This is a genomic window from Streptomyces sp. NPDC127114, from assembly GCF_042677525.1.
GTDB lineage: Bacteria > Actinomycetota > Actinomycetes > Streptomycetales > Streptomycetaceae > Streptomyces.
This window is the reverse complement of the sequence record NZ_JBHXTJ010000061.1, coordinates 1-19236: the sequence shown is the minus strand read 5'-3', so window position 1 is coordinate 19236 and position 19236 is coordinate 1. Positions and strand designations below refer to the sequence as shown.

Here is a 19236-nt window from a genome sequence, read left to right as displayed (position 1 = left end):
GCCTGGTCTTCCGCTCCCGGCCTCCGCTCCGTACGGCGTCAGGCCTTCGGCTTCACGAGTCGGCCGGGGTCGACCTTCAGCGGGAACGGCGCCTCGATCGACGTCTCCCGGCCCGCCTCGGCGACGAGCCGCTCGACGTAGCGGCCGTCGCGCAGTTCCGAGACGACCAGCGCGGGAACCGGCTCCAGTTCGAGACGCCACAGATGCTCGATGTTCGCCTCCGCGTAGTACGGAGGCTTGAGCAGCCGGTCGGTGCGGCGGCCGGACGAGGAGGGCGAGACGATCTCGACGACGAGGAGGACGGCCTCGGAGTCGACCGTGATCGGATCCTCGGCCGCGGCGGCCGCCTCGACGACGACGATGTCGGGGATGAAGAGCCCGTCGGGCAGGACGACGTTCACCGCTTCGAGCACCTCGGCGGAGACACCGGCCGCTTCGATGGCGGCATCCAGCAGAGTCGTCAGCCTGAACGACGCCCGCTGGTGCTTGAATCCCGGAGCGGGTGACATCATGAGCGCTTCCCCCATCAATTCGTGACGCTGACCACGGTCCTCCCCCAGAGCAAGCACCTGCTCTACCGTCCAGGGCCCGTAATGCGGATCGTGCGCGACGCTCATCTCGCCACCTCCCTCTCAGCGGTCAGTCGTCTTCAGTCTGGCAGACCCCACCGACATAGGGCGGGCGATCGTTCGCAGCCTCTCCGGTGTGACGCCCGTCAGCTCGGCCACCACGGTCCGGCCCGGTGCCGGTGCGATCGGGGCCAGTGACGGGACCGCCAGGACCGCGCAGCCCGCCGCCTCCGCCGAGGCGACGCCCGTCGGGGTGTCCTCGACGGCGACGCAGTGCGCGGGGTCGACGGCGAGGGCGTGGCAGGCGGCGAGGTACGGGGCGGGGTCGGGCTTGGTGCGTTCCGTGTCGTCGGCGGTGACCGTCGCCGCGAACGGGGGCGCCCCCAGGGCCGCGAGGGTCGCGAGCACGGTGTCGGCGACGGTCCGCGGCGAGGCGGTGACGAGGGCGGTGGGGACGCCCGCACCAGCAAGCGCGGTCAGCAGGTCGAGCGCGCCGGGGCGGGGGACGACCCCGGCCCGGACCCGGTCGGCGAACTCCCGGTGCAGCTCGGCGGCCAGGGTGGCGGTGAGCTCGGCGGCCGGCTCGGCCGTCGGCTCGGCGGCCAGCTCGGCCGTCGGCTCGGCGGCCAGCTCGGCCGTCGGCTCGGCGGCCGGCTCGGCCGTCGGCTCGGCGGCCGGCTCGACGGTCGGCCCGGCCGTCGGCGCGGAGGTGTTCCCGTCCGTCGCCGCTGCCAGCCACGCCGCGGTGTGTTCGACCGGGCGGCCGAGGACGTCCGGCCGGTCGGCCTCGGTCAGCGGGCGGCCCGCGACCTGCTCCACCGCCTCCCACCACAGGCCCTCGGTGTCGACGAGCGTGCCGTCCATGTCGAACAGGACGGCCTGGAGGGGGTGGTGCGGGAGTTCGGGGGGCGCTTGGGCCACTCGGGTCACGTGGGTCACTTTCTCTCTGCCTACTGGCGTGCGGCGACGAGGACGGGGCGTTCCCGCAGCGTCACCGTCACCGCGTCGCCGGCGGCGAACGCGGCGGCCTCGTGGGTGGGCAGGTCCGCCTTGACCTCGGTGGCGTCGGCGAGCCGTACGGTGAGGCGGGTGGTGGCGCCGAGGAAGGCCGTCGCGACGATCCGGGCCGCGCACGCGCCGTCCGTCGTGACCCGCAGGTCCTCGGGCCGTACGAGCACGTCGACCTCGCGTGCCGCGGGCGCCTCGCCGTCCACCGGGAGGCGGCCCCCGAGGACCTCGACGGTGCTGCCGTCGAGGTGCCCGGGAATCCGGCTCATCGTGCCGACGAACTCGGCGACGAACGCGGTCGCCGGCCGGCCGTACAGCTCGGCGGGCGGCGCGCACTGCTCAAGCCGGCCCGCGCGCATCACGGCGACCCGGTCCGCCATCGACAGCGCCTCCTCCTGATCATGCGTCACGAACAGGGTGGTGATGCCGAGTTCGCGCTGGATGCGGCGGATCTCCTCGCGCAGGGTGAGCCGCACCTTGGCGTCGAGCGCGGACAGCGGTTCGTCGAGGAGCAGGACGCGCGGGCGCAGGGCGAGCGCGCGGGCGAGCGCGACGCGCTGCTGCTGGCCACCCGAGAGCTGGTGCGGGTAGCGGCCGGCCTTGTCACCGAGGCCGACGAGTTCCAGCAACTCGGCGGCGCGGGACCGGCGTTCGGTCTTGCCGATCTTGCGCATGCGCAGCCCGAAGGCGACGTTGTCGAGGGCGTCGAGGTGCGGGAAGAGGCTGTACGACTGGAAGACCATGCCGGCGTCGCGGCGGTGGGCCGGCACCTGGGTGACGTCCTGGCCGTCGACGAGCACCGCGCCGGAGTCGGGGTGCTCGAAGCCGGCGAGCATGCGCAGGGCGGTGGTCTTGCCGCAGCCGGAGGGGCCGAGCAGGGCGAGCAGTTCGCCGGGCCGGACGGTGAGGTCGAGCCCGTCGAGCGCGGTGGTGGGCCCGAACTGCCTGCGCAGGCCGCGGAACTCGACGGTGGCGGCGCCGGTGGCGGTCCCGTCGCCGGCGGTCCCGTCGCCGGCGGGCGCGGTGGTGGTCACGGTCATGGTCATTCCTTGGCGGTACGGGGGCGGCGCGCGCCGGCCCCGGCGAGGGCGAGGAGCAGCAGCCAGGTGACGAGCAGGCTGAGCACGGAGACGGCCACGGACAGCTGGGCCTGCGAGCCGGAGACGTTGACGATCCACACGGCGAACGGCCGGAAGCCGAGCAGCTGGGCGACCGTGTACTCGCCGAGGACCAGGGCCAGGGTGAGGAAGGCCGCGTTCATCAGGGCGCCGCGCAGATTGGGCAGGACGGCGCTGACCAGGGCCTGGACGCGTCCGGCGCCGCAGCTGCGGGCGGCCTCGACGAGGGTGCGGACGTCGACCGCGCGCAGTCCGGCGTCGAGGGAGCGGTACACGAACGGCAGCGCCATCACCACGTACGCGAGGACGAGGACCAGCGGGAATCCCGGGTTCTGCAGGGCCACGAAGGTCTGGAAGAGGGGTGTGCGGGCGAGGTGCTCGGGGCCCCACTTCAGTACGGTGCCGATGCCGGCGACGAACGCGATGGGCGGCACGACCAGCGGCAGCGAGCACACGGTCTCGACGACCGGCCGCAGCCGCGGCGCGCCGAGCCGCAGGGCGACCGTGGCGGGCACCATGAGCAGCAGCACGACGGCGATCGTCGCGGCGCCGAGGCCGAGGGACAGCAGCAGGCTGCCGCCGAAGCCCTCGGTGCCGAGGATCCTCGTGTACGCGTCGAGGGTGAGGCCCCGGCCCGGCACGTCGACGGTGAAGACGACGGAGGCGGCGAGCGGCACCAGGAAGTACAGCCCGGCGAGGCCGAGGACGACCCGGCGCCAGAGGGTGTCGGACGTGTTCAGGCGAGCCATCGCGAGCTCCGGCGTTGCAGGGGCAGGTAGACGGCCATGACGAGCCCGGCGACGACGACCATGTCGAGGCTGAGGGCGAGCGCCACGTTCTCCTGGCCGACGAGGACGTTGCCGGAGATGGCGTCGGAGATCTGCAGGGTGACGAGCGGGACGGCGCTGCCGACCATCGCGGCGGCGGTGGCGTACGCGGCGAAGGCGCTGCCGAAGAGCAGCACGAGCCCGCCGAGCAGGCTGGGCAGCAGCACGGGCAGGGCGACGTGCCGCCAGTACTGGAGGGCGGTGGCGCCGTTGTTGCGGGCGGCCTCGCGCCACTGGGTGCGCAGGCCGTCGAGGGCGGGCGTGATGGTGAGGACCATCAGCGGGACCAGGAAGTACAGGTAGACGGTCACCAGGCCCCAGAAGCTGTAGAGGCTCCAGCCCTTCTCGGCGAGGCCGAGGTGCCGGGTGAGGACCCCGGCGTTGCCGAGGGTGGCGACGAACGCGAAGGCCAGCGGCACGCCGCCGAAGTTGGCGAGCACGCCGGAGGCGGTGAGCACGGCCTCGCGCAGGGCGCGGGACCGGGAGGCGACGACGGCCTGCGCGAGCGGCAGGCCGAGCAGGGCGGCGAGGCCGGCGGCGGTCGCGGACAGTCTGACGCTGCCGAGGAGGGCGGTGAGGTAGGCGCCCTGGAGCGAGGCGGTCAGGTTCCCGGTGCCGTACGCGCTGGTGCCGGTGGCCGGGTCGTCGACGGTGAGGGCGCCGCCGAGCATCGCGACGGCGGGCACCCCGAAGGCGACCGCGGTGAACGCGAGCAGCGGGACGGCGGCGAGCCAGGCGCGCGTACGCCGCCGCCGCGGCCGGGCGGCACCGGGGCGCCGGGCGGCCTCCGCGGCGGCGACGGGCTTCGTGAGCGTGCCGGTCATCCGGAGACGGCCTTGCCCCAGCCCTGGGCGAGGACCGTCTTGGCCTTGGCCTGCTGGGCCTCGGCCGGGAAGGACGGCACGCCGGAGACGGCGGGCAGCTTGAGCGCGGCGTCCTTGTCGAGGGTGCCGGCCTTGTCGAGGGCGGGCATCAGGACCGGCCGGGCGAAGCCCTTGAGCCAGAGGTTCTGGCCCTCGGCGCTGTACAGGTACTCCTGCCACAGGCGGGCGGCCGCCGGGTGCGGGGCGTCCTTGTTGATCGCCTGCGAGTAGTACATGGCGTAGCGGCCGTCGGTGGGGACGGCGACCTTCCAGTCGAGGCCCTTGGAGCGGAACTCCTCGGCGTAACCGGCGTTGAGGTAGTCCCAGTCGATGCTGATGGGCGTCTCGCCCTTCTCGACGGTGGCGGGCGTGGACTCGACGGGCGTGTAGTTGCCGTTCTTCTTCAGCTCGGCGAAGAAGTCGAGGCCGGGCTGGATGTCGTCGAAGGAGCCGCCGTTGGCGAGGGCCGCCGCGTAGACGCCGCCGAAGGCGGAGCCGGACTTGGTGGGGTTGCCGTTGAGGGCGACCTGGCCCTTGTACTCGGGCTTGAGGAGGTCCTTGAAGGTGGTGGGGCAGTTCTTGACGCGCTTGGCGTCGCAGCCGATGGAGACGTAGCCGCCGTAGTCGTTGTACCAGCGGCCCTTAGGGTCCTTCTGGGACTCGGGGATGTCGTTCCAGGCGGTCACCTTGTACGGAGCGAGGAGGCCCTGCTGGGCGGCGCTGAGCGCGAAGCTGCTGCCGAGGTCGAGGACGTCGGGCGCGCGGTCCTGGCCCTTGCGGGAGGTGACGGCGTTGATCTCGTCCTGGCTGGAGGCGTCCGGGTTCTCGACCTCGACCTTGATGCCGTACTTCTTCTGGAAACCGTCGATGACGGCGCCGTAGTTGGCCCAGTCGCGGGGCAGCGCGATGGCGTGCAGCGTGCCCTCCTTCCTGGCGGCCGCGACCAGGGCGTCCATGCCGCCGAGGTCGGCGGCGGAACCGGCGGTGGCGGCGGCGTTCCCACCGCCGCCGACGGCCTCGGGGGCGGCACCGCAGGCGGTCAGGGACAGGGCGGCGACGAGGGCGAGGGAACCGCCGAGGACGGCGTTCCTCGGGAGGTGCGCGGGGACGGACACGGCTTCTCCAGGGAGGTCGGGGGTTCGACTTGTCTGAACAAGTCGGCCCCAGTACGCCCGGCGTCGGTGACGCGAAGATGAACGAGGCCGGAACGGATGCCCGCCATTCCCTGCACATTGACGGCGCTTTTCGGCCACCGTCATGCTCAACTACGCTTGTACTCCTGTGCACAGCGTGCGCCACTCACGAATACGCCGCACACGGACGTACGCGCGCACCGGAGCCCAGCGCACACCGAGGACGCGACCAGGGGGGAACGATGACCGCGCGCCACGAGCAGATCGCCGCGGAGCTCCGGCGGGCCATCCACCACGAGGAGTACCCGGTCGGCGCCCTGCTGCCGGCCGAGACCGAGCTCGCCGCCCAGTACGGCGTCTCCCGCGGCACCGTCCGCCAGGCCGTCGCCGCCCTCACCGCCGAGGGCCTGATCGGCTCGCGCCAGGGCGCCCGCCGCGTCGTCCTGGCCCCGCGCCGCAGCCAGAGCTTCGCCGAGCTGCGCAGCTTCGCCCAGTGGGCCCAGGCGATGGGCCGCACGGCCACCGGCCACGTCGTCGCCCAGGAGTACCGCCCGGCCACCGCCGAGGACGCCACCCGCCTCCACCTGCCCCAGGGCACGCCCGTCCTCAACGTGCTCCGCCTGCGCGGCCTCGACGGCGAGCCGGTCCTCGTCGAACGCACCGTCTACGCCGACTGGATCTCCCCCGCCGTCGAGGCCGTCGACCCGGACTGCGCCTCCGTCACCCAGCGCCTCTACGACGACACGGGCCTGGTCTTCGCCCACGGCGAGCACGTCATCGACGCGATCTCCGCCGGCTCCCAGGACGCCGCCCTCCTCGCCGTCCGCCGCACCAGCCCCCTCCTCCGCGTCCGCCGCGTCACGACGACCCACGACGGCCGCCCCGTCGAATGGTCCGACGACCGCTACCGCCCGGACGCCGTCAGCTTCACGGTCCACAACGCGATCGGCCACAACCCGCTGATGCGAACGCCGGCGGGCTGACGAGGGCGGGCCGACGAAGGCGGGGTACGACTGAGGGCCGGCGAGGGCGGGCCGACGGGGCCCGCCTCCTGCGGGCGCACCTCGTGTGACGAAGTACCCCGGAACTCCGGACGGCCTGTCCGTGGCATGTGCCATTCTCCGTACCGGGAGGGCAGTGTGGGAAAGGCATCGAGGAAGAAGCGGGACCGACGCGGCGCGCCCGCTCTCCCCGCGGAAGAGACCCTGATCGACGACACGGTGGTCGACGACTCCATGAGCGACGACCCGGAGACGATCGCCTCGCGAGCCATGGCACGGCTCATGCACACGAACACGCCGAGGAACCCCAGCCTCGCGGCCTGCTACGCCGTCGGCTACATGGCCCTGGCGCTCGCCCAGCAGGAGGGCACGGCGCCGCACTGGTACCGGGATGCCGATCCCCTGGACCTGCTGTTCCTCGGAACGGGCTGGCCCATGAGTCTCGAAGACGCGTCCGATTTCGCCCTTGCCCGGGACGCCTGGCTGCGTCTTCTGCGGGACACCGTGCACGGCAGGGGCATCCGGCGCTTCGTGGAAGAAGTCGTGGCGCTCAGTACGGAGTCGGACCTCCCCGTGGACGACGGATACCTGATGCTCACACTCGCCGGGCGGCTCGAAGCGGCCGGACTGGACCGGCGACGCCTGCCGCGAAGGCTCCTGCCGGACCAGGCCCTCCGTGACTGCCGCGCCGTCCGCGGCCCCGACCCCGACCTGGACCTCCCGGAACCACCGGAGGACGCCAAGGCCCGGGTGAAGCGATTCTGGAAGGCCGAGCCCGGGTCCGGAGTCGGCGACACCCCGCAGGCGGTCCTCCGGGACGGACTGCGGCGACTCCATGACCTCGGCATGCCGGTGAAGAAGGAATCCGCCTTCCTGCTCCCCGCCCTGTACGCACAGCTCATGACGAAACCGGGCGAGCCCCTGGAGGACATGGGCGAGCAGGCATGCGCGTGGGCCCTCTCTCTGGACGAGGCATCGGCACTCGTGCCCGTCCTGGACGTCCTTCTCGTGGCCCCGGACCGGGAGATGACCGTGGCCGAGACGCTGGGGCACCTGTTCGCCCTGCCCGCGTTCACCGAGCCGATCCCGTCCGACGCCCTGTTGTGGACCGGTTCGCCGGGCCTCGCCCTGCCGCGGATGGCGTTCGAGCTGGGCATCCCCGAAGTCTCCACGCTGGAGAGGGACCTCACGCCGGACATGCTCGACTGGGCGGGCATGCACGCCCGGATGCGCCTGGCCACCGCGGCGCGCAACGGCGGCTTCCTCGACGCCGACGAAACCGATGAAGCCGACGAAGCCGACGAAGCCGAAGTGGCCCATGAAACCGACGGGGTCCATGGCGCGCACGACGAGCCCCACGAGGCCTGGGCGGCCCGGCGTGCGGCCGTGCGCGGGGCGGTGACCGAGAAGATCCGCAAGAAGGCCGGGGACGCCACGCCTGTCCGCCGCCCGTCCGACCATCCCGTCGAGCGCATCTGGAACGCGGACGGCAGCTCCGTCATCCGGTTCTCGGGCGACACCACGGAGGGAAAGGAGGCAATCGAGGCCTTCGAAGGGCAACTGGACTACTTCCGGGAGAAGTTCGGGCGCGAACCGGCACCCGAAGACCCGCTGTTCTTCGACCCCGACGCCGACGAACCCACCCCGCTCACCAAGGAGCGCTTCGACAGCATGCTCCTCGACCTGGCGGAGCGCGTCGCCGACGAGGGCATGGACCCCGCCCCTCTCCACGCGTGGCGCGAGGTCGGATACATCGTCACCGAGGAGACGAGAAACGGATTCACCGCCGCCGAGGTGATCGCCTTCAACAGGGCTCTCGCCCGCCACCGGGCGGCCGGCGCGTGACCGAGTACACGAACAACCACGTCGGCGGAGGAGTCCTCTTCAGCGTCGTCGTCCAAGGCCGGACCGTCACCCTGACGCTCCCGGACCGTCCGGACCCCGCGCCGGCCGGACTTCCCCGCCGGTCGGCCGCCTTCACCGGGCGCCGTACACCGCTCCGGGACGTCCTCGCGGCGCTTTCACCACACGCGCCGGACGGGACCGCCGACACCGTGGTCGTGACCGGCCTCGCCGGGGCGGGAAAGACCGAACTCGTCCTCCAGGCGGCCCACGCGGCCCTCCAGGAGGGCTGGTTTCCCGGAGGCGTGCTCTTCGTCGATCTGCACGGCTACGACGAGGAGAGCCGTGTGTCGCCGAAGCGTGCCCTCGGCACGCTGCTCCGCGCCCTCGGCATCCCCCCGGAACACGTTCCGCCGGGAATCGAGGAACGCGCGCTCGTGTACCGCTCCGCGCTCAGCGCTCTCGCCTCCGCCGGACGCCGCGTCCTCGTCGTCCTGGACGACCTGCCGCCCAGCGGCAAGATCCACCATCTCCTGCCCGGCGACGGGAGCACGTCCACGCTCGTGTCCTCACGACACTCCCTGGCAGAGCTCGACGCCCTGACCGTGACCCTGCGGGAGCTGGCCGTCCCGGAGGGTCGTGAGCTGCTGGCCGAAGCCCTCCGCACGGCCCGGCCCGAAGACACACGGGTGGCGGACGAGGCCGCCGAGGCCGACCGGCTCGCGGCACTGTGCGGAGGCCTGCCGCTGGCCCTGCGCATCCTGGCCTCGCTCCTCGTGGACGTGCCGAACCGGCCCCTGTCCGACCTCCGCCAGGACCTGGAGGACGCCCACTCCAGGCTCTCCGTACTGCGCCGCGAGGACCGGGCCGTGAACGCGGCCTTCGACCTTTCCTACCGGCAGCTCACCGAAGAGCAGGCCAGGGCGTTCCGCCTGATGTCGCTGCACCCCGGACCGGACTTCTCCACCGAATCGACGGCCGAGCTGTTCGGCGCGGACATCACAGAGACCAAACGGCTCCTGCACGAACTGGCCCGGCGGAACCTGGTCGAGCCCCGCGAACCGTACGGCCGCTGGCAACAGCACAGTCTCGTACGCCTCTACGCCCGGGGAAGACTCCGCTCCGGCGACCACACCTGGGGCGAGGGGCTCATGCGGCTCCTCGTCCACTTCCACCGGATGGCCACCCGGGCCGGCGAGACGCTCTTCGACCCCGCGAAGACGACCAGGGAACCGTTCTTCGCCGACCGGGCCGCGGCCCTCCGGTGGCTGGAGGCCGAGCGGCAGAACCTGATCGCGGCCGCCGTCTGGGCCCATGAGGCCGAGGACGACCTGATGTGCGTGGCCCTCGCGGTGCCCGTCGGGAAGTTCCTCCTGGAGATGCGGTACCTGGAGGACGCCGCCTGGGTGCTCGGCGCGGGCATCCGGTCGAGTCGGAGAAGCAAGGACCGCTATCGCGAGGCCGCCCTGCTGAGCTCCCTCGGCTCCGTGCTGCGGGACATGCGCAAGTTGCGCAGATCGGTACGCGCGCACCGCAAGGCCGTCACGATCTGCCGAAAGCTGGGGAAGCACCAGGCGCTCGCGAGCACGCTGAACAACCTCGGCCTCTCACTGCACGACCAGCGGCGGTTCGACGAGGCCCTCGCGGCGCACACCAAGGCCGCCCGGCTGTTCGAACGCGCCGGGGACCGCCGCGGGCTCGCGAGCGCGCTCTCCAACACCGGCGAGACACTGCTCGAGGCGGGCCGGGCCGAGGAGGGCGCCCGGCCGCTGCGCAAAGCCGCGAAGATCTACCGGCAGGAAGGCGATCTACGGGGCTGCGCCCAGGCTCTCGGCGGCCTCGCGAGGGCGACCCGCGACCATGGGAAGGCCGAGCAGGCGCTGGCGCTGCACCGGCGTGCCCTCGCCCTAGCCGACGGCCTGGCCATGCCCCACGAGAAGGGCATCGAGCTGGCCAACTTCGGCGCGACGCTCACCGCGGCAGGAGAACCCGAGGCCGCTCTCGCCGCCCTCAAGGAGGCCGTGGCCATCTTCCGGCGACTGGGCGACCGCCGCGCAGAGGCGATGTGCCTGGGCAACATGGCCCTCGTCCGCCAGCGACAAGGCAAGTGGCAGAAGGCCGTACGCCTGCATACGCTCGCACTGGAGGCCTTCCTCGAGAGCAACGACGATCACGCGTTGGCCCTCGAACTCCGGGGACTCGCGCAGGCCCTGCTGCGGCTGGGTGACAACGCCGAGGCCTTGGAGAACCTGGAGCTCGCCGCCGAGCTCTACCACCGGACCGGTGATGTGGAGACCGCCGTCGAGACTCTCGATCTCGTCCGGCAGGTGCGCAGGCGGGTCGGAGTCGGCCTGCGCCCCGCTGCGGGCCGCCCCGGCTAGAGCCGGTCATGATCCCCCGCGCATCAGGCAGACTGGATGTTTGGCCGCGGGTCGGCCGCCCGCGCGGAAGGGGATGCACCTACATGAACGGTCCGCTCATCGTCCAGAGCGACAAGACGCTCCTCCTGGAGGTCGACCACGAGCAGGCCGACGCCTGCCGGCGGGCCATCGCGGCCTTCGCCGAGCTGGAGCGGGCGCCCGAGCACATCCACACCTACCGGGTGACGCCGCTCGGGCTGTGGAACGCGCGGGCGGCCGGACACGACGCCGAGCAGGTCGTGGACGCGCTCGTGGAGTTCTCGCGGTACCCGGTGCCGCACGCGCTGCTCGTCGACGTCGCCGAGACGATGGCGCGCTACGGGCGGCTGACGCTGTCCAAGCACCCCACGCACGGGCTCGTGCTCACCACCACCGACCGGCCCGTCCTCGAGGAGATCCTGCGCTCGAAGAAGGTGCAGCCGCTCGTCGGGCAGCGGATCGACGAGGACACCGTGGTCGTGCACCCGTCGGAGCGCGGACAGATCAAGCAGACCCTCCTCAAGCTGGGCTGGCCCGCCGAGGACCTCGCCGGTTACGTGGACGGCGAGGCGCACCGGATCGACCTGGCCGAGGACGGCTGGTCGCTGCGGCCGTACCAGCAGCAGGCCGTCGAGGGCTTCTGGCACGGCGGCTCCGGCGTCGTCGTCCTGCCCTGCGGCGCCGGCAAGACGCTGGTCGGCGCCGGCGCGATGGCCCAGGCGAAGGCGACCACGCTGATCCTGGTCACCAACACCGTCTCCGCCCGCCAGTGGAAGAACGAGCTGGTCAGGCGCACCTCGCTGACCGAGGACGAGATCGGCGAGTACAGCGGGACCCGGAAGGAGATCCGGCCCGTCACCATCGCCACGTACCAGGTGCTCACCACCCGCCGGAAGGGCGTCTACCCGCACCTGGAGCTCTTCGACTCCCGCGACTGGGGCCTGATCGTCTACGACGAGGTCCACCTGCTGCCCGCGCCGGTCTTCAAGTTCACCGCCGACCTCCAGGCGCGCCGCCGCCTCGGGCTCACCGCGACCCTGGTCCGCGAGGACGGCCGCGAGTCCGACGTGTTCTCGCTCATCGGTCCCAAGCGCTTCGACGCGCCGTGGAAGGAGATCGAGGCGCAGGGCTACATCGCGCCCGCCGACTGCGTGGAGGTACGGGTCGACCTCACCGACTCGGAGCGGCTCGCCTACGCGACGGCCGAGGCCGAGGAGAAGTACCGCTTCTGCGCCACGACCGCGACCAAGCGGAAGGTCACGGAGGCGCTGGTGAAGAGGTTCGAGGGGCAGCAGATCCTCGTCATCGGCCAGTACATCGACCAGCTCGACGAGCTCGGCGAGCACCTGAACGCCCCGGTGATCAAGGGCGAGACCTCGAACGCCCAGCGCGAGAAGCTGTTCGACGCCTTCCGCAACGGCGAGATCAGCGTCCTCGTCGTCTCCAAGGTCGCGAACTTCTCCATCGACCTGCCCGAGGCCACCGTCGCCATCCAGGTCTCCGGCACCTTCGGCTCCCGCCAGGAGGAGGCCCAGCGCCTCGGCCGCGTCCTGCGGCCCAAGTCCGACGGCCACCAGGCGCACTTCTACTCGGTCGTCGCCCGCGACACCATCGACCAGGACTTCGCCGCCCACCGGCAGCGCTTCCTCGCCGAGCAGGGCTACGCCTACCGGATCGTCGACGCGAGCGAGCTGCTGGCGGAGTAGTAGGCGGCGGGAAGCGAGCCGCAGGCCGCAGTCGCGGGCAGCAGGCCGCAGGCAGCAGCCCGGAGGCCGCAGGCATGCGAAAGGCCCCGTCCTGGCATTCGTGCCCGGACGGGGCCCCGCGCTTCCGGCCGCGCCTACGCTCGCGCGCGTCCGTTCGCGTACGGCGGTCAGACCGCCGGGTTCAGGACGATCTTCGCCTTGTCGTTCGCGCGGTTCGGGTCGAACGGCAGCGGCTCGGTGCCGTACGGCGGCTGCAGCACCACCGCGCCCTTCGCACCCGTCACGACCGTGTCGACGCGCAGCTGGAACGGCAGGACCACCGTCTGCTTCTCGGCGACCCAGATCGGCAGGTTGCACGAGTAGCGCGGCGCGCCGGTGCGCACCTCGCCCTCCCACCAGCCGCCGTCCGCCGTGCGCGGCTCGCAGGCGTCCGGTACGGCGGTGGCCGTGGCGCCCCGCGGGATCGTCACGTCGACGCGGCCGACCGGGTCGCCGGAGCCGAGGTTGGCGACCCATGCCGGGCCGCGGTTGCGGAAGGTCACCTGGGCGGTGACGGTCTCGCCGGCCGCGGCGGTCAGCCGGGCGCCGCGGACCGCGAAGTCGGCCGTGTTGGCGACGGTGACGGCCTTGATGGCGCCGTTGTCCTCGGGCTGGAGGTCCTCGGCGCCGTCGCGCGGCTGCACGCCGACGTCCACGCGCTCGTACAGCCCGTACGGGGCGACGGTGGCGGTGACCGGCGACGGCAGGGTGAACGTTCCGCCGGGCTCGACGACGTCGTCGTACGCGCAGTCGACCTTGGTCACCGCGTGGATCGGGCCCTGGTCGTTGCCGGCCGGGGCGCTGACGCACTGCGGCGCGAGACCGTTCAGGGTGAGGCCGCGGGTGACGTAGTAGGTGACCTGGACGCCGTTGACGGGCTGGTCACCGTTGTTGACGGCGGTCAGCGGCACGGGCACGGTGGCGCCGGGCGTGACGCCGGTGGCCGGGGGCAGCGCGGTGACCGAGAGGTCGGGGCCGGAGGCGACACGGACCTCGGTCCAGCCCTCGCCGGAGGTGAGCTGCTCGCCGGTCGTCGTCGTGGCCGTCGCCCGGTAGCTGATCCGCCCGCTCGCACCGACGGCCGCGCCGACCGCGGCGCGGACCTTCACCGGCACCTTGACCGGGCTGTCGTTGCCGGTGCCCGGGACCTCGGGGACGGAGCAGACGGCGGTGGCGGTGCCGGCCGGGGCGCAGGCCTCCGGCCAGGTGACCTCGGCGATGCCGGCGAGGCCCGAGATGTCGACGGTGATCCGGCCGTCGACGACCTGGTTGGCGGCGTTGTCGTGGGACAGGCTGAGGTTGAGCGTGGTGGGCGCGGGCTGCGGCCCGGTCTCGCTCGCCTTGGGCAGCACCAGCTGCCACGGCGACGCGTTGACCCACAGCTGGTCGCCGTCGGCGAGGGCCGGCGTCGCGGAAAGTCCGACGGTGACCAGGCCCGCTACGGCGGCACAGGCACCGAGCCGCGCGAAGGGGCGGCCGGTGGAAGGCTTCTTCATGATCTCCTCGTTCGTCTGCGTCAATTGCCCAGGCAATGCACAGGCGGTGCACAGGCGGTGCGATGAGGAGACCTGCGAGCACGGCCGAAGGTTGTGCTCGCCCTAGTCCAGCGCGGCGAGCACCGGGCCGAGGACCGCCAGGGCGTACGCGGCGGTCACGGCGATCGCGCGGGTGCGGTACGCCATCGCGTCGCGGGGCGCCGCGGCCGCCACGAGGGCGCAGAGGCCGGACGCGGCGAGGGACCAGCCGCCCGCGGCGGCGAGGCCGCCGCTGACGCCGTCGCCCCCGATCGCGTCCTGGAGGACGGCGGCGGCGGTCAGCAGCGCGCACAGGAGGAGCACGGCGAAGGCACCGAACGCCATGGCGCGCAGGGCGCGCACGGAGGGGGACGTGGGGTCCTGCGGTGTCGTCATGCACCGATCACATCATCGGCGGGGTCCCGGACGGCACGGCCGCCGTACTCATTCGGGAGCGCCGGAGTACTCAGGGCGGGGGGCGCGCACGCCCGCCTGTTCGTCCCCGTACGAGCCGAGCAGGACGACGCCGACGGCGGCGGAGCCGAAGGCGCGTATCGCCCGGAGCGCGAGGCCGAGGCGGTGCGGGACGGTGGTCGCTGGGGTGAGGGTGGTGGCGGTCATGCATCCATCATCCGAAACGGACATTCCGAACACATCGGCCTGGGGAGCGAACCGGGATCCCCCGCGAGTCGGACCCCACCCCTACGGGTCCTGCGGGTTTGTCCACCCGACCCGCGCACCAGCACGCGCGAGAGAAAACCATTCGCGTCCGCCCCGGCGGCGGCGTACACTCGCCAGCTTCCCCGCCTCCCGTTCGGCTCCGTACGTGGAGAGCCGCCGTCCGGTCGGAAACCGGCGGCCACCTTGACGTGTCCGCGTACCCGACCCGGAGGCTTCACCGTGTCCGCACCGTCCGCGCTGTCCGCCGACGACCCGCTCGAGCGCGAGCGCGCCCACCTCACCGCGTCCCGCGCCGCCCTGCGCGCCATGCGCGAGGACGTGCAGTCGCTCGACATCAAGGACGTCACCGCGAACTGGGTCAACGCCGCCGTCCTGGAGCGCCAGATCGAGGACCGCATCAAGGCCCTCGCCGACCTCGCCGACACCCCGCTCTTCTTCGGCCGCCTCGACTACCTGCACACCACGCAGGAAGGACAGCGCTTCTACATCGGCCGGCGGCACGTCCACGACGCCGACGGCGACCCGATGGTGATCGACTGGCGTGCGCCGGTCTCCCAGCCGTACTACCAGGCGTCGAAGCAGAACCCTCAGGACGTCGGCCTCCGCCGCCGCTTCGGCTACACGGGCGGCGACCTCACCGCGTACGAGGACGAGCACCTCTCCGACCCCACCGAGCTGGAACGGACCAGCCGCCTGCTCCAGGCGGAGATCGAACGGCCGCGCGTCGGCCCGATGCGCGACATCGTCGCGACCATCCAGCCCGAGCAGGACGAGATCGTCCGCTCCGACCTGTCCGGCACGGTGTGCGTGCAGGGCGGACCCGGCACCGGAAAGACCGCCGTCGGCCTGCACCGGGTCGCCTACCTCCTCTACGCCCACCGGGAGCGGCTGGCCCGCACCGGCACCCTCGTCATCGGGCCGAACCGTTCCTTCCTCCACTACATCGAGCAGGTGCTGCCCGCGCTCGGCGAGCTGGAGGTGAAGCAGGCGACGGTGGACGACCTCGTCGCCCACGTCGAGGTGCGCGGCACGGACGAGGCGGCGACCGCCGTCGTCAAGGGCGACGCCCGGATGGCGGAGGTGCTGCGGCGGGCGGTGTGGTCGCACGTCACGCTGCCGACGGAGCCGCTGATGGTCGTCCGCGGCTCGCGGCGCTGGCGCGTCCCCGCCTACGAACTGGAGGAGATCGTCCGGGAACTGACGGACCGCGACATCCGGTACGGGGCGGCCCGCGAGGCCCTGCCGCAGCGCATCGCCCACGCCGTCCTCGTACGGATGGAGCAGGCCGGCGAGGCACCCGACGACCGGGTGCAGAACGCGGTCGCGCGCAACGCGGCGGTCAAGGCGGTCGTCAAGGAGTGCTGGCCGGCGGTCGACCCGGCGAAGCTGGTCCTGCGCCTGCTGAGCGACCCGGACTTCCTGGCCGAGCACGCGGCGGGCATCCTCGACGAGGACGAGCAGAAGCTGCTGCTGTGGGCGAAGCCCGCCCGCAGCGTGAAGACCGCGGAGTGGTCGGCGGCGGACGCGGTCCTCGTCGACGAGGCCGCGGACCTCGTGGAACGCACCCACTCGCTGGGCCACGTGGTGGTCGACGAGGCCCAGGACCTCTCCCCCATGCAGTACCGCGCGGTGGGCCGCCGCTGCACCACCGGCTCCGCGACGGTCCTCGGCGACCTGGCGCAGGGCACCACGCCGTGGGCGACGCAGAGCTGGGCGCAGGCACTCGCGCACCTGGGCAAGCCGGACGCGGTCGTGGAGGAGCTGACCGCCGGTTTCCGCGTGCCGCGCGAGGTCATCGCGTACGCCTCGCGGCTGCTGCCGCACATGTCACCCGGCCTGGCGCCGGTGGAGTCGGTCCGTGAGAACCCGGGTTCCCTGGAGGTCCGCCGCTCGGAACCGGAGACCCTGGACGCCGACGTGATCACGGCCTGCCTCGACGCCCTGACGCACGAGGGCTCGATCGGCCTGATCGCCGCCGACGCCCGCATCACCCCGCTGGCGGAGGCCCTGACGGCCGCGGGCATGCCGTTCCTCTCCCCCGGCGAGGAGACCACGGCGGAGTCCCGCCTGACCCTGGTCCCCGCCTCGCTGGCGAAGGGCCTCGAGTACGACTACGTCGTCCTGGACGAACCGGCAGCCGTCGTCGACGGCGAACCCGACGAACGAACGGGCCTGCGCCGCCTGTACGTGGCACTGACCCGCGCGGTCTCGGGCCTGACCGTCGTCCACGCGGCGGACCTGCCGGAGCAGCTCGGCGCCTAGGCCGTCTCTTCCGGATCTTGGCCGGGTCCGGCCCTGATCCGAAGGAAGCGGCCTAGCGGATCCCCTCGGGGACGTCGTACTCGGCCAGCGCCTGGCTCCAGGTGCGGTGGGCGACCGCGGCGAGGACCGGGTTCCGCCCGCCGCCGTAGTACTGCTCGGTCACCATGCCCCAGCACAGGGCCCAGCCGCGCCCGCGTGCCCAGGTCGCGTCGTCGACCTGGGCCGCCTCGCGGAAGAGGGGCCGGGTGTCGGGCGTGAAGAGGCTCCAGGCGGCCATGGTGTCGATGGCGGGGTCGCCGATGCCGAGCCCGCCGAAGTCGATGACGGCGCTGAGCCGCCCGTCGCGGGTCAGCAGGTTGCCGGGCAGCAGGTCACCGTGCACCCAGACGGGCTCGCCCTCGTAAGCGGGCAGCCGGAGCACCGCGTCCCAGGCAGCGGCGGCACGTTCGGCGTCACGGTCACCGAGAACGCCGTCGGCGGCGAGGCCACGGATGGCCCCGGGCATGTTGCCGTCCTCCCAGTCGGTGACCGGCCCGCCGCGGTACGACGCGGGCCCGCCGCTCGCGTCGGCGCCCCGCAGCGCGACCCCGAACCGACCCAACTCCCGTGCGGCGTGCGGAAGATCTGCGATCGGGGCGGTGTAGGCATCCGCACCCTCCAGCCACTCGCACACGGACCACACCTGCCCGTACCCCTCGCCCGGCACCCCGCACCCCACGGGCACCGGCACGTCGAGCGGCAGCCCCGGCGCGAGCCGCGGCAGCCACCGCTGCTCCTTCTCGGCGTCCCCGGCCGCCCAGGTGGCCTTCGGCAACCGCACGACGTGCCCGTCGCCGAGCCGGAACATCGCGTTGTCGGTCCCGGCGGTCGCCATCTCCCGCACGGGCAGCCCGGCCCACTGCGGGAACTGGGCGGCGATGAGACGGCGTACGAGATCCTCGTCGAGGCGGGTCTGCGGCAGCATGCGCGCGAGGCTACGACGGGCGGAGACAAGACCGCCACGGAGTTTCGGCGAGGGCAGGAGGGCGGCAGGGGGCAGGGCCTGGGGAAGGCAGGGGAGGGCCCGGGGAAGGCAAGGGCAGGGGCTGACGGGGGCTGGGGCAGGGAAGGGTCTGACGGAGGCTGGGGCAGGGCCTGGGGAAGGGGACGGTAGGCCAGGCGGCGCAGCTTCGACGTGCCGGGGTGTGGCGGGCGTGGTGGGCTGACGGCGGGAACACGGATCGACCGCCTACAGGGGGCCGAGGGCCGCACTCATGCTCACCACCATCACCATCGTCATCATGCTGGCCGCGCTCGCAGCCGGCCTGTTCGCCAACCACCTGCGCCGCCGCCGCGCCGAACCCGAGGGCGACGGCAACGGCGACGGCGACGGCGAGGAGTCCTCGGTCAGCGACCTGATCAGCCCGCTGGAGACGCTGGCCGTACTGCTCGTGGCCTTCGTGATCGTCGTGGCGGCGGAGTCGTACGGCGCGGCCGGCACCGCCGTGGGAGCGGAGGCCCACCGGGTGGACCAGTTGTACGAGGTCGCCGACTACGCGCCGGAGGAGCAGCGCGAGGGCGTGCAGGCCGACGCGGTCTGCTACGCGCGGGCGATCATGACCTACGAGTGGCCGAAGATGACGGACGCGGGCGAGAGGGCAGCCGAGGCATCGGTGTGGTCCTCGGACTTCCGCCGCCATTTCAAGGCCCTTGCGCAGCAGGACAGCAACACGTTCGAGCTGCTGGTGAAGGCCGACGACGAACGTTCCGTCGCCCGCCAGACCCGGCTGTCGGAGGCGATGCCGGCGATTCCCACGGTCGTCTACTGGTTCATGGTCGTTTCCCTGGCCGCGACGATCGGCGCCTTCGCGTTCGGCCTGCCCCGCCGCCGGGGCCCGTCGCACTACGTGCTGCTGGTGGTGCTGGCGGGCTTGTTCACCGGGGCGCTGCTCCTGATCGAGGACATCGACAAGCCGTTCTCGGGCCAGATCCGCATCACGAACGAGGCGATGTCGGAGACGGCGGCGGACATCGCCGAGGACTTCGCGACGGACCACCCGGGCCGCTCGCTGCCGTGCGACGAGACGGGGGCGCGGGTGGGGAGGTGAGCGGGAGGGTGGCGGGTTTCTGAGGTGGTGACGGGCGGGGGTCCGGGTGGGTGTGGCGGGTTTCTGAGGTCGTACGGGCGGGCGTTGCGTGGGGGCTTCTGGTGCGGCCGCCCTTGATCCGAGTGTGGCTCCCTCCACCGCCGCGTCAAGGGCGCTCCCTTCGGTCGCGTCGCTTCGCGATGGCCTG

Annotated in this window: 15 protein-coding genes and 1 pseudogene; 6 read left to right on the top strand and 10 right to left on the bottom strand. The window is 72.7% G+C overall.

Translation table 11 applies throughout. The annotated features are described in order from the left end of the window. Positions 1–38: 38 nt before the first annotated feature. From ACFVGS_RS34750 to ACFVGS_RS34725, 6 genes and pseudogenes are all read right to left on the bottom strand, one after another. A complete protein-coding gene (locus tag ACFVGS_RS34750; RefSeq protein ID WP_385696214.1) occupies positions 39–617 on the bottom strand; it encodes a Uma2 family endonuclease in 579 nt (192 codons plus the stop codon). 75 nt (positions 618–692) lie between these two features. Further along, a pseudogene (locus ACFVGS_RS34745) lies at positions 693–1490 on the bottom strand (HAD family hydrolase); the annotation flags it as partial. A gap of 29 nt (positions 1491–1519) precedes the next feature. Next, complete coding sequence (locus tag ACFVGS_RS34740; RefSeq protein WP_385696211.1) at positions 1520–2617, bottom strand: ABC transporter ATP-binding protein; 1098 nt, start codon at positions 2615–2617, stop codon at positions 1520–1522. A 2-nt stretch (positions 2618–2619) separates the two neighbouring features. Next, positions 2620–3444, bottom strand: coding sequence for an ABC transporter permease (locus ACFVGS_RS34735; protein ID WP_384419497.1), 825 nt, complete (start codon positions 3442–3444; stop codon positions 2620–2622). Further along, positions 3432–4346, bottom strand: a complete 915-nt coding sequence (locus ACFVGS_RS34730; protein WP_384419500.1) for an ABC transporter permease — start codon at positions 4344–4346, stop codon at positions 3432–3434. Before ACFVGS_RS34730 ends, ACFVGS_RS34735 begins: the two co-directional genes overlap by 13 nt. Beyond that, a complete protein-coding gene (locus ACFVGS_RS34725; RefSeq protein WP_385696206.1) occupies positions 4343–5500 on the bottom strand; it encodes an ABC transporter substrate-binding protein in 1158 nt (385 codons plus the stop codon). The genes ACFVGS_RS34730 and ACFVGS_RS34725 overlap by 4 nt, the downstream gene beginning before the upstream one ends. Before the next feature lie 260 nt (positions 5501–5760). On the opposite strand from ACFVGS_RS34725, the gene ACFVGS_RS34720 reads away from it, so the two are divergent. From ACFVGS_RS34720 to ACFVGS_RS34705, 4 genes are all read left to right on the top strand, one after another. Then, complete coding sequence (locus tag ACFVGS_RS34720) at positions 5761–6501, top strand: GntR family transcriptional regulator (protein ID WP_385696204.1); 741 nt, start codon at positions 5761–5763, stop codon at positions 6499–6501. Between the two features lie 156 nt (positions 6502–6657). After that, a complete protein-coding gene (locus ACFVGS_RS34715; protein WP_385696201.1) occupies positions 6658–8364 on the top strand; it encodes a hypothetical protein in 1707 nt (568 codons plus the stop codon). Next, positions 8361–10742: a tetratricopeptide repeat protein gene (locus tag ACFVGS_RS34710; protein WP_385696199.1), complete on the top strand. Its 2382-nt coding sequence runs from the start codon at positions 8361–8363 to the stop codon at positions 10740–10742. Before ACFVGS_RS34715 ends, ACFVGS_RS34710 begins: the two co-directional genes overlap by 4 nt. An 83-nt stretch (positions 10743–10825) precedes the next feature. Then, positions 10826–12466 (top strand): DNA repair helicase XPB, encoded by a 1641-nt coding sequence (locus ACFVGS_RS34705; protein WP_385696196.1) that lies wholly within the window; start codon positions 10826–10828, stop codon positions 12464–12466. A 167-nt stretch (positions 12467–12633) separates the two neighbouring features. On the opposite strand, the gene ACFVGS_RS34700 is transcribed toward ACFVGS_RS34705, so the two are convergent. The 3 genes from ACFVGS_RS34700 to ACFVGS_RS34690 all read right to left on the bottom strand — a co-directional run bounded on the left by ACFVGS_RS34700 (position 12634) and on the right by ACFVGS_RS34690 (position 14640). Continuing rightward, positions 12634–14025 (bottom strand): hypothetical protein, encoded by a 1392-nt coding sequence (locus ACFVGS_RS34700; RefSeq protein ID WP_385696193.1) that lies wholly within the window; start codon positions 14023–14025, stop codon positions 12634–12636. A gap of 78 nt (positions 14026–14103) precedes the next feature. After that, positions 14104–14415, bottom strand: coding sequence for a hypothetical protein (locus ACFVGS_RS34695; RefSeq protein WP_385696191.1), 312 nt, complete (start codon positions 14413–14415; stop codon positions 14104–14106). 48 nt (positions 14416–14463) lie between these two features. Continuing rightward, entirely contained in the window at positions 14464–14640 is a 177-nt protein-coding gene (locus ACFVGS_RS34690; protein ID WP_384419520.1) for a hypothetical protein, read from the bottom strand. Between the two features lie 279 nt (positions 14641–14919). Here ACFVGS_RS34690 and ACFVGS_RS34685 point away from each other — a divergent pair, with 279 nt between their 5' ends. Then, positions 14920–16962, top strand: coding sequence for a HelD family protein (locus ACFVGS_RS34685; protein WP_385696188.1), 2043 nt, complete (start codon positions 14920–14922; stop codon positions 16960–16962). A 52-nt stretch (positions 16963–17014) separates the two neighbouring features. On the opposite strand, the gene ACFVGS_RS34680 is transcribed toward ACFVGS_RS34685, so the two are convergent. Further along, entirely contained in the window at positions 17015–17926 is a 912-nt protein-coding gene (locus ACFVGS_RS34680; RefSeq protein ID WP_385696186.1) for an aminoglycoside phosphotransferase family protein, read from the bottom strand. Positions 17927–18215: 289 nt separating this feature from the next. On the opposite strand from ACFVGS_RS34680, the gene ACFVGS_RS34675 reads away from it, so the two are divergent. Continuing rightward, the gene (locus tag ACFVGS_RS34675; RefSeq protein WP_384419528.1) at positions 18216–19049 is read left to right on the top strand and encodes a hypothetical protein; all 834 of its coding nucleotides are present in this window, start codon (positions 18216–18218) and stop codon (positions 19047–19049) included. The last annotated feature ends 187 nt before the right edge of the window (positions 19050–19236 follow it).

What these genes read in the sequence shown, in the direction of transcription:
- ACFVGS_RS34750 (WP_385696214.1), bottom strand. Translation starts at nt 617, where the DNA reads ATGAGCGTCGCGCACGATCCGCATTACGGGCCCTGGACGGTAGAGCAG.
- ACFVGS_RS34740 (WP_385696211.1), bottom strand. Translation starts at nt 2,617, where the DNA reads ATGACCGTGACCACCACCGCGCCCGCCGGCGACGGGACCGCCGGCGAC.
- ACFVGS_RS34735 (WP_384419497.1), bottom strand. Translation starts at nt 3,444, where the DNA reads ATGGCTCGCCTGAACACGTCCGACACCCTCTGGCGCCGGGTCGTCCTC.
- ACFVGS_RS34730 (WP_384419500.1), bottom strand. Translation starts at nt 4,346, where the DNA reads ATGACCGGCACGCTCACGAAGCCCGTCGCCGCCGCGGAGGCCGCCCGG.
- ACFVGS_RS34720 (WP_385696204.1), top strand. Translation starts at nt 5,761, where the DNA reads ATGACCGCGCGCCACGAGCAGATCGCCGCGGAGCTCCGGCGGGCCATC.
- ACFVGS_RS34705 (WP_385696196.1), top strand. Translation starts at nt 10,826, where the DNA reads ATGAACGGTCCGCTCATCGTCCAGAGCGACAAGACGCTCCTCCTGGAG.
- ACFVGS_RS34695 (WP_385696191.1), bottom strand. Translation starts at nt 14,415, where the DNA reads ATGACGACACCGCAGGACCCCACGTCCCCCTCCGTGCGCGCCCTGCGC.
- ACFVGS_RS34690 (WP_384419520.1), bottom strand. Translation starts at nt 14,640, where the DNA reads ATGACCGCCACCACCCTCACCCCAGCGACCACCGTCCCGCACCGCCTC.
- ACFVGS_RS34680 (WP_385696186.1), bottom strand. Translation starts at nt 17,926, where the DNA reads ATGCTGCCGCAGACCCGCCTCGACGAGGATCTCGTACGCCGTCTCATC.
- ACFVGS_RS34675 (WP_384419528.1), top strand. Translation starts at nt 18,216, where the DNA reads ATGCTCACCACCATCACCATCGTCATCATGCTGGCCGCGCTCGCAGCC.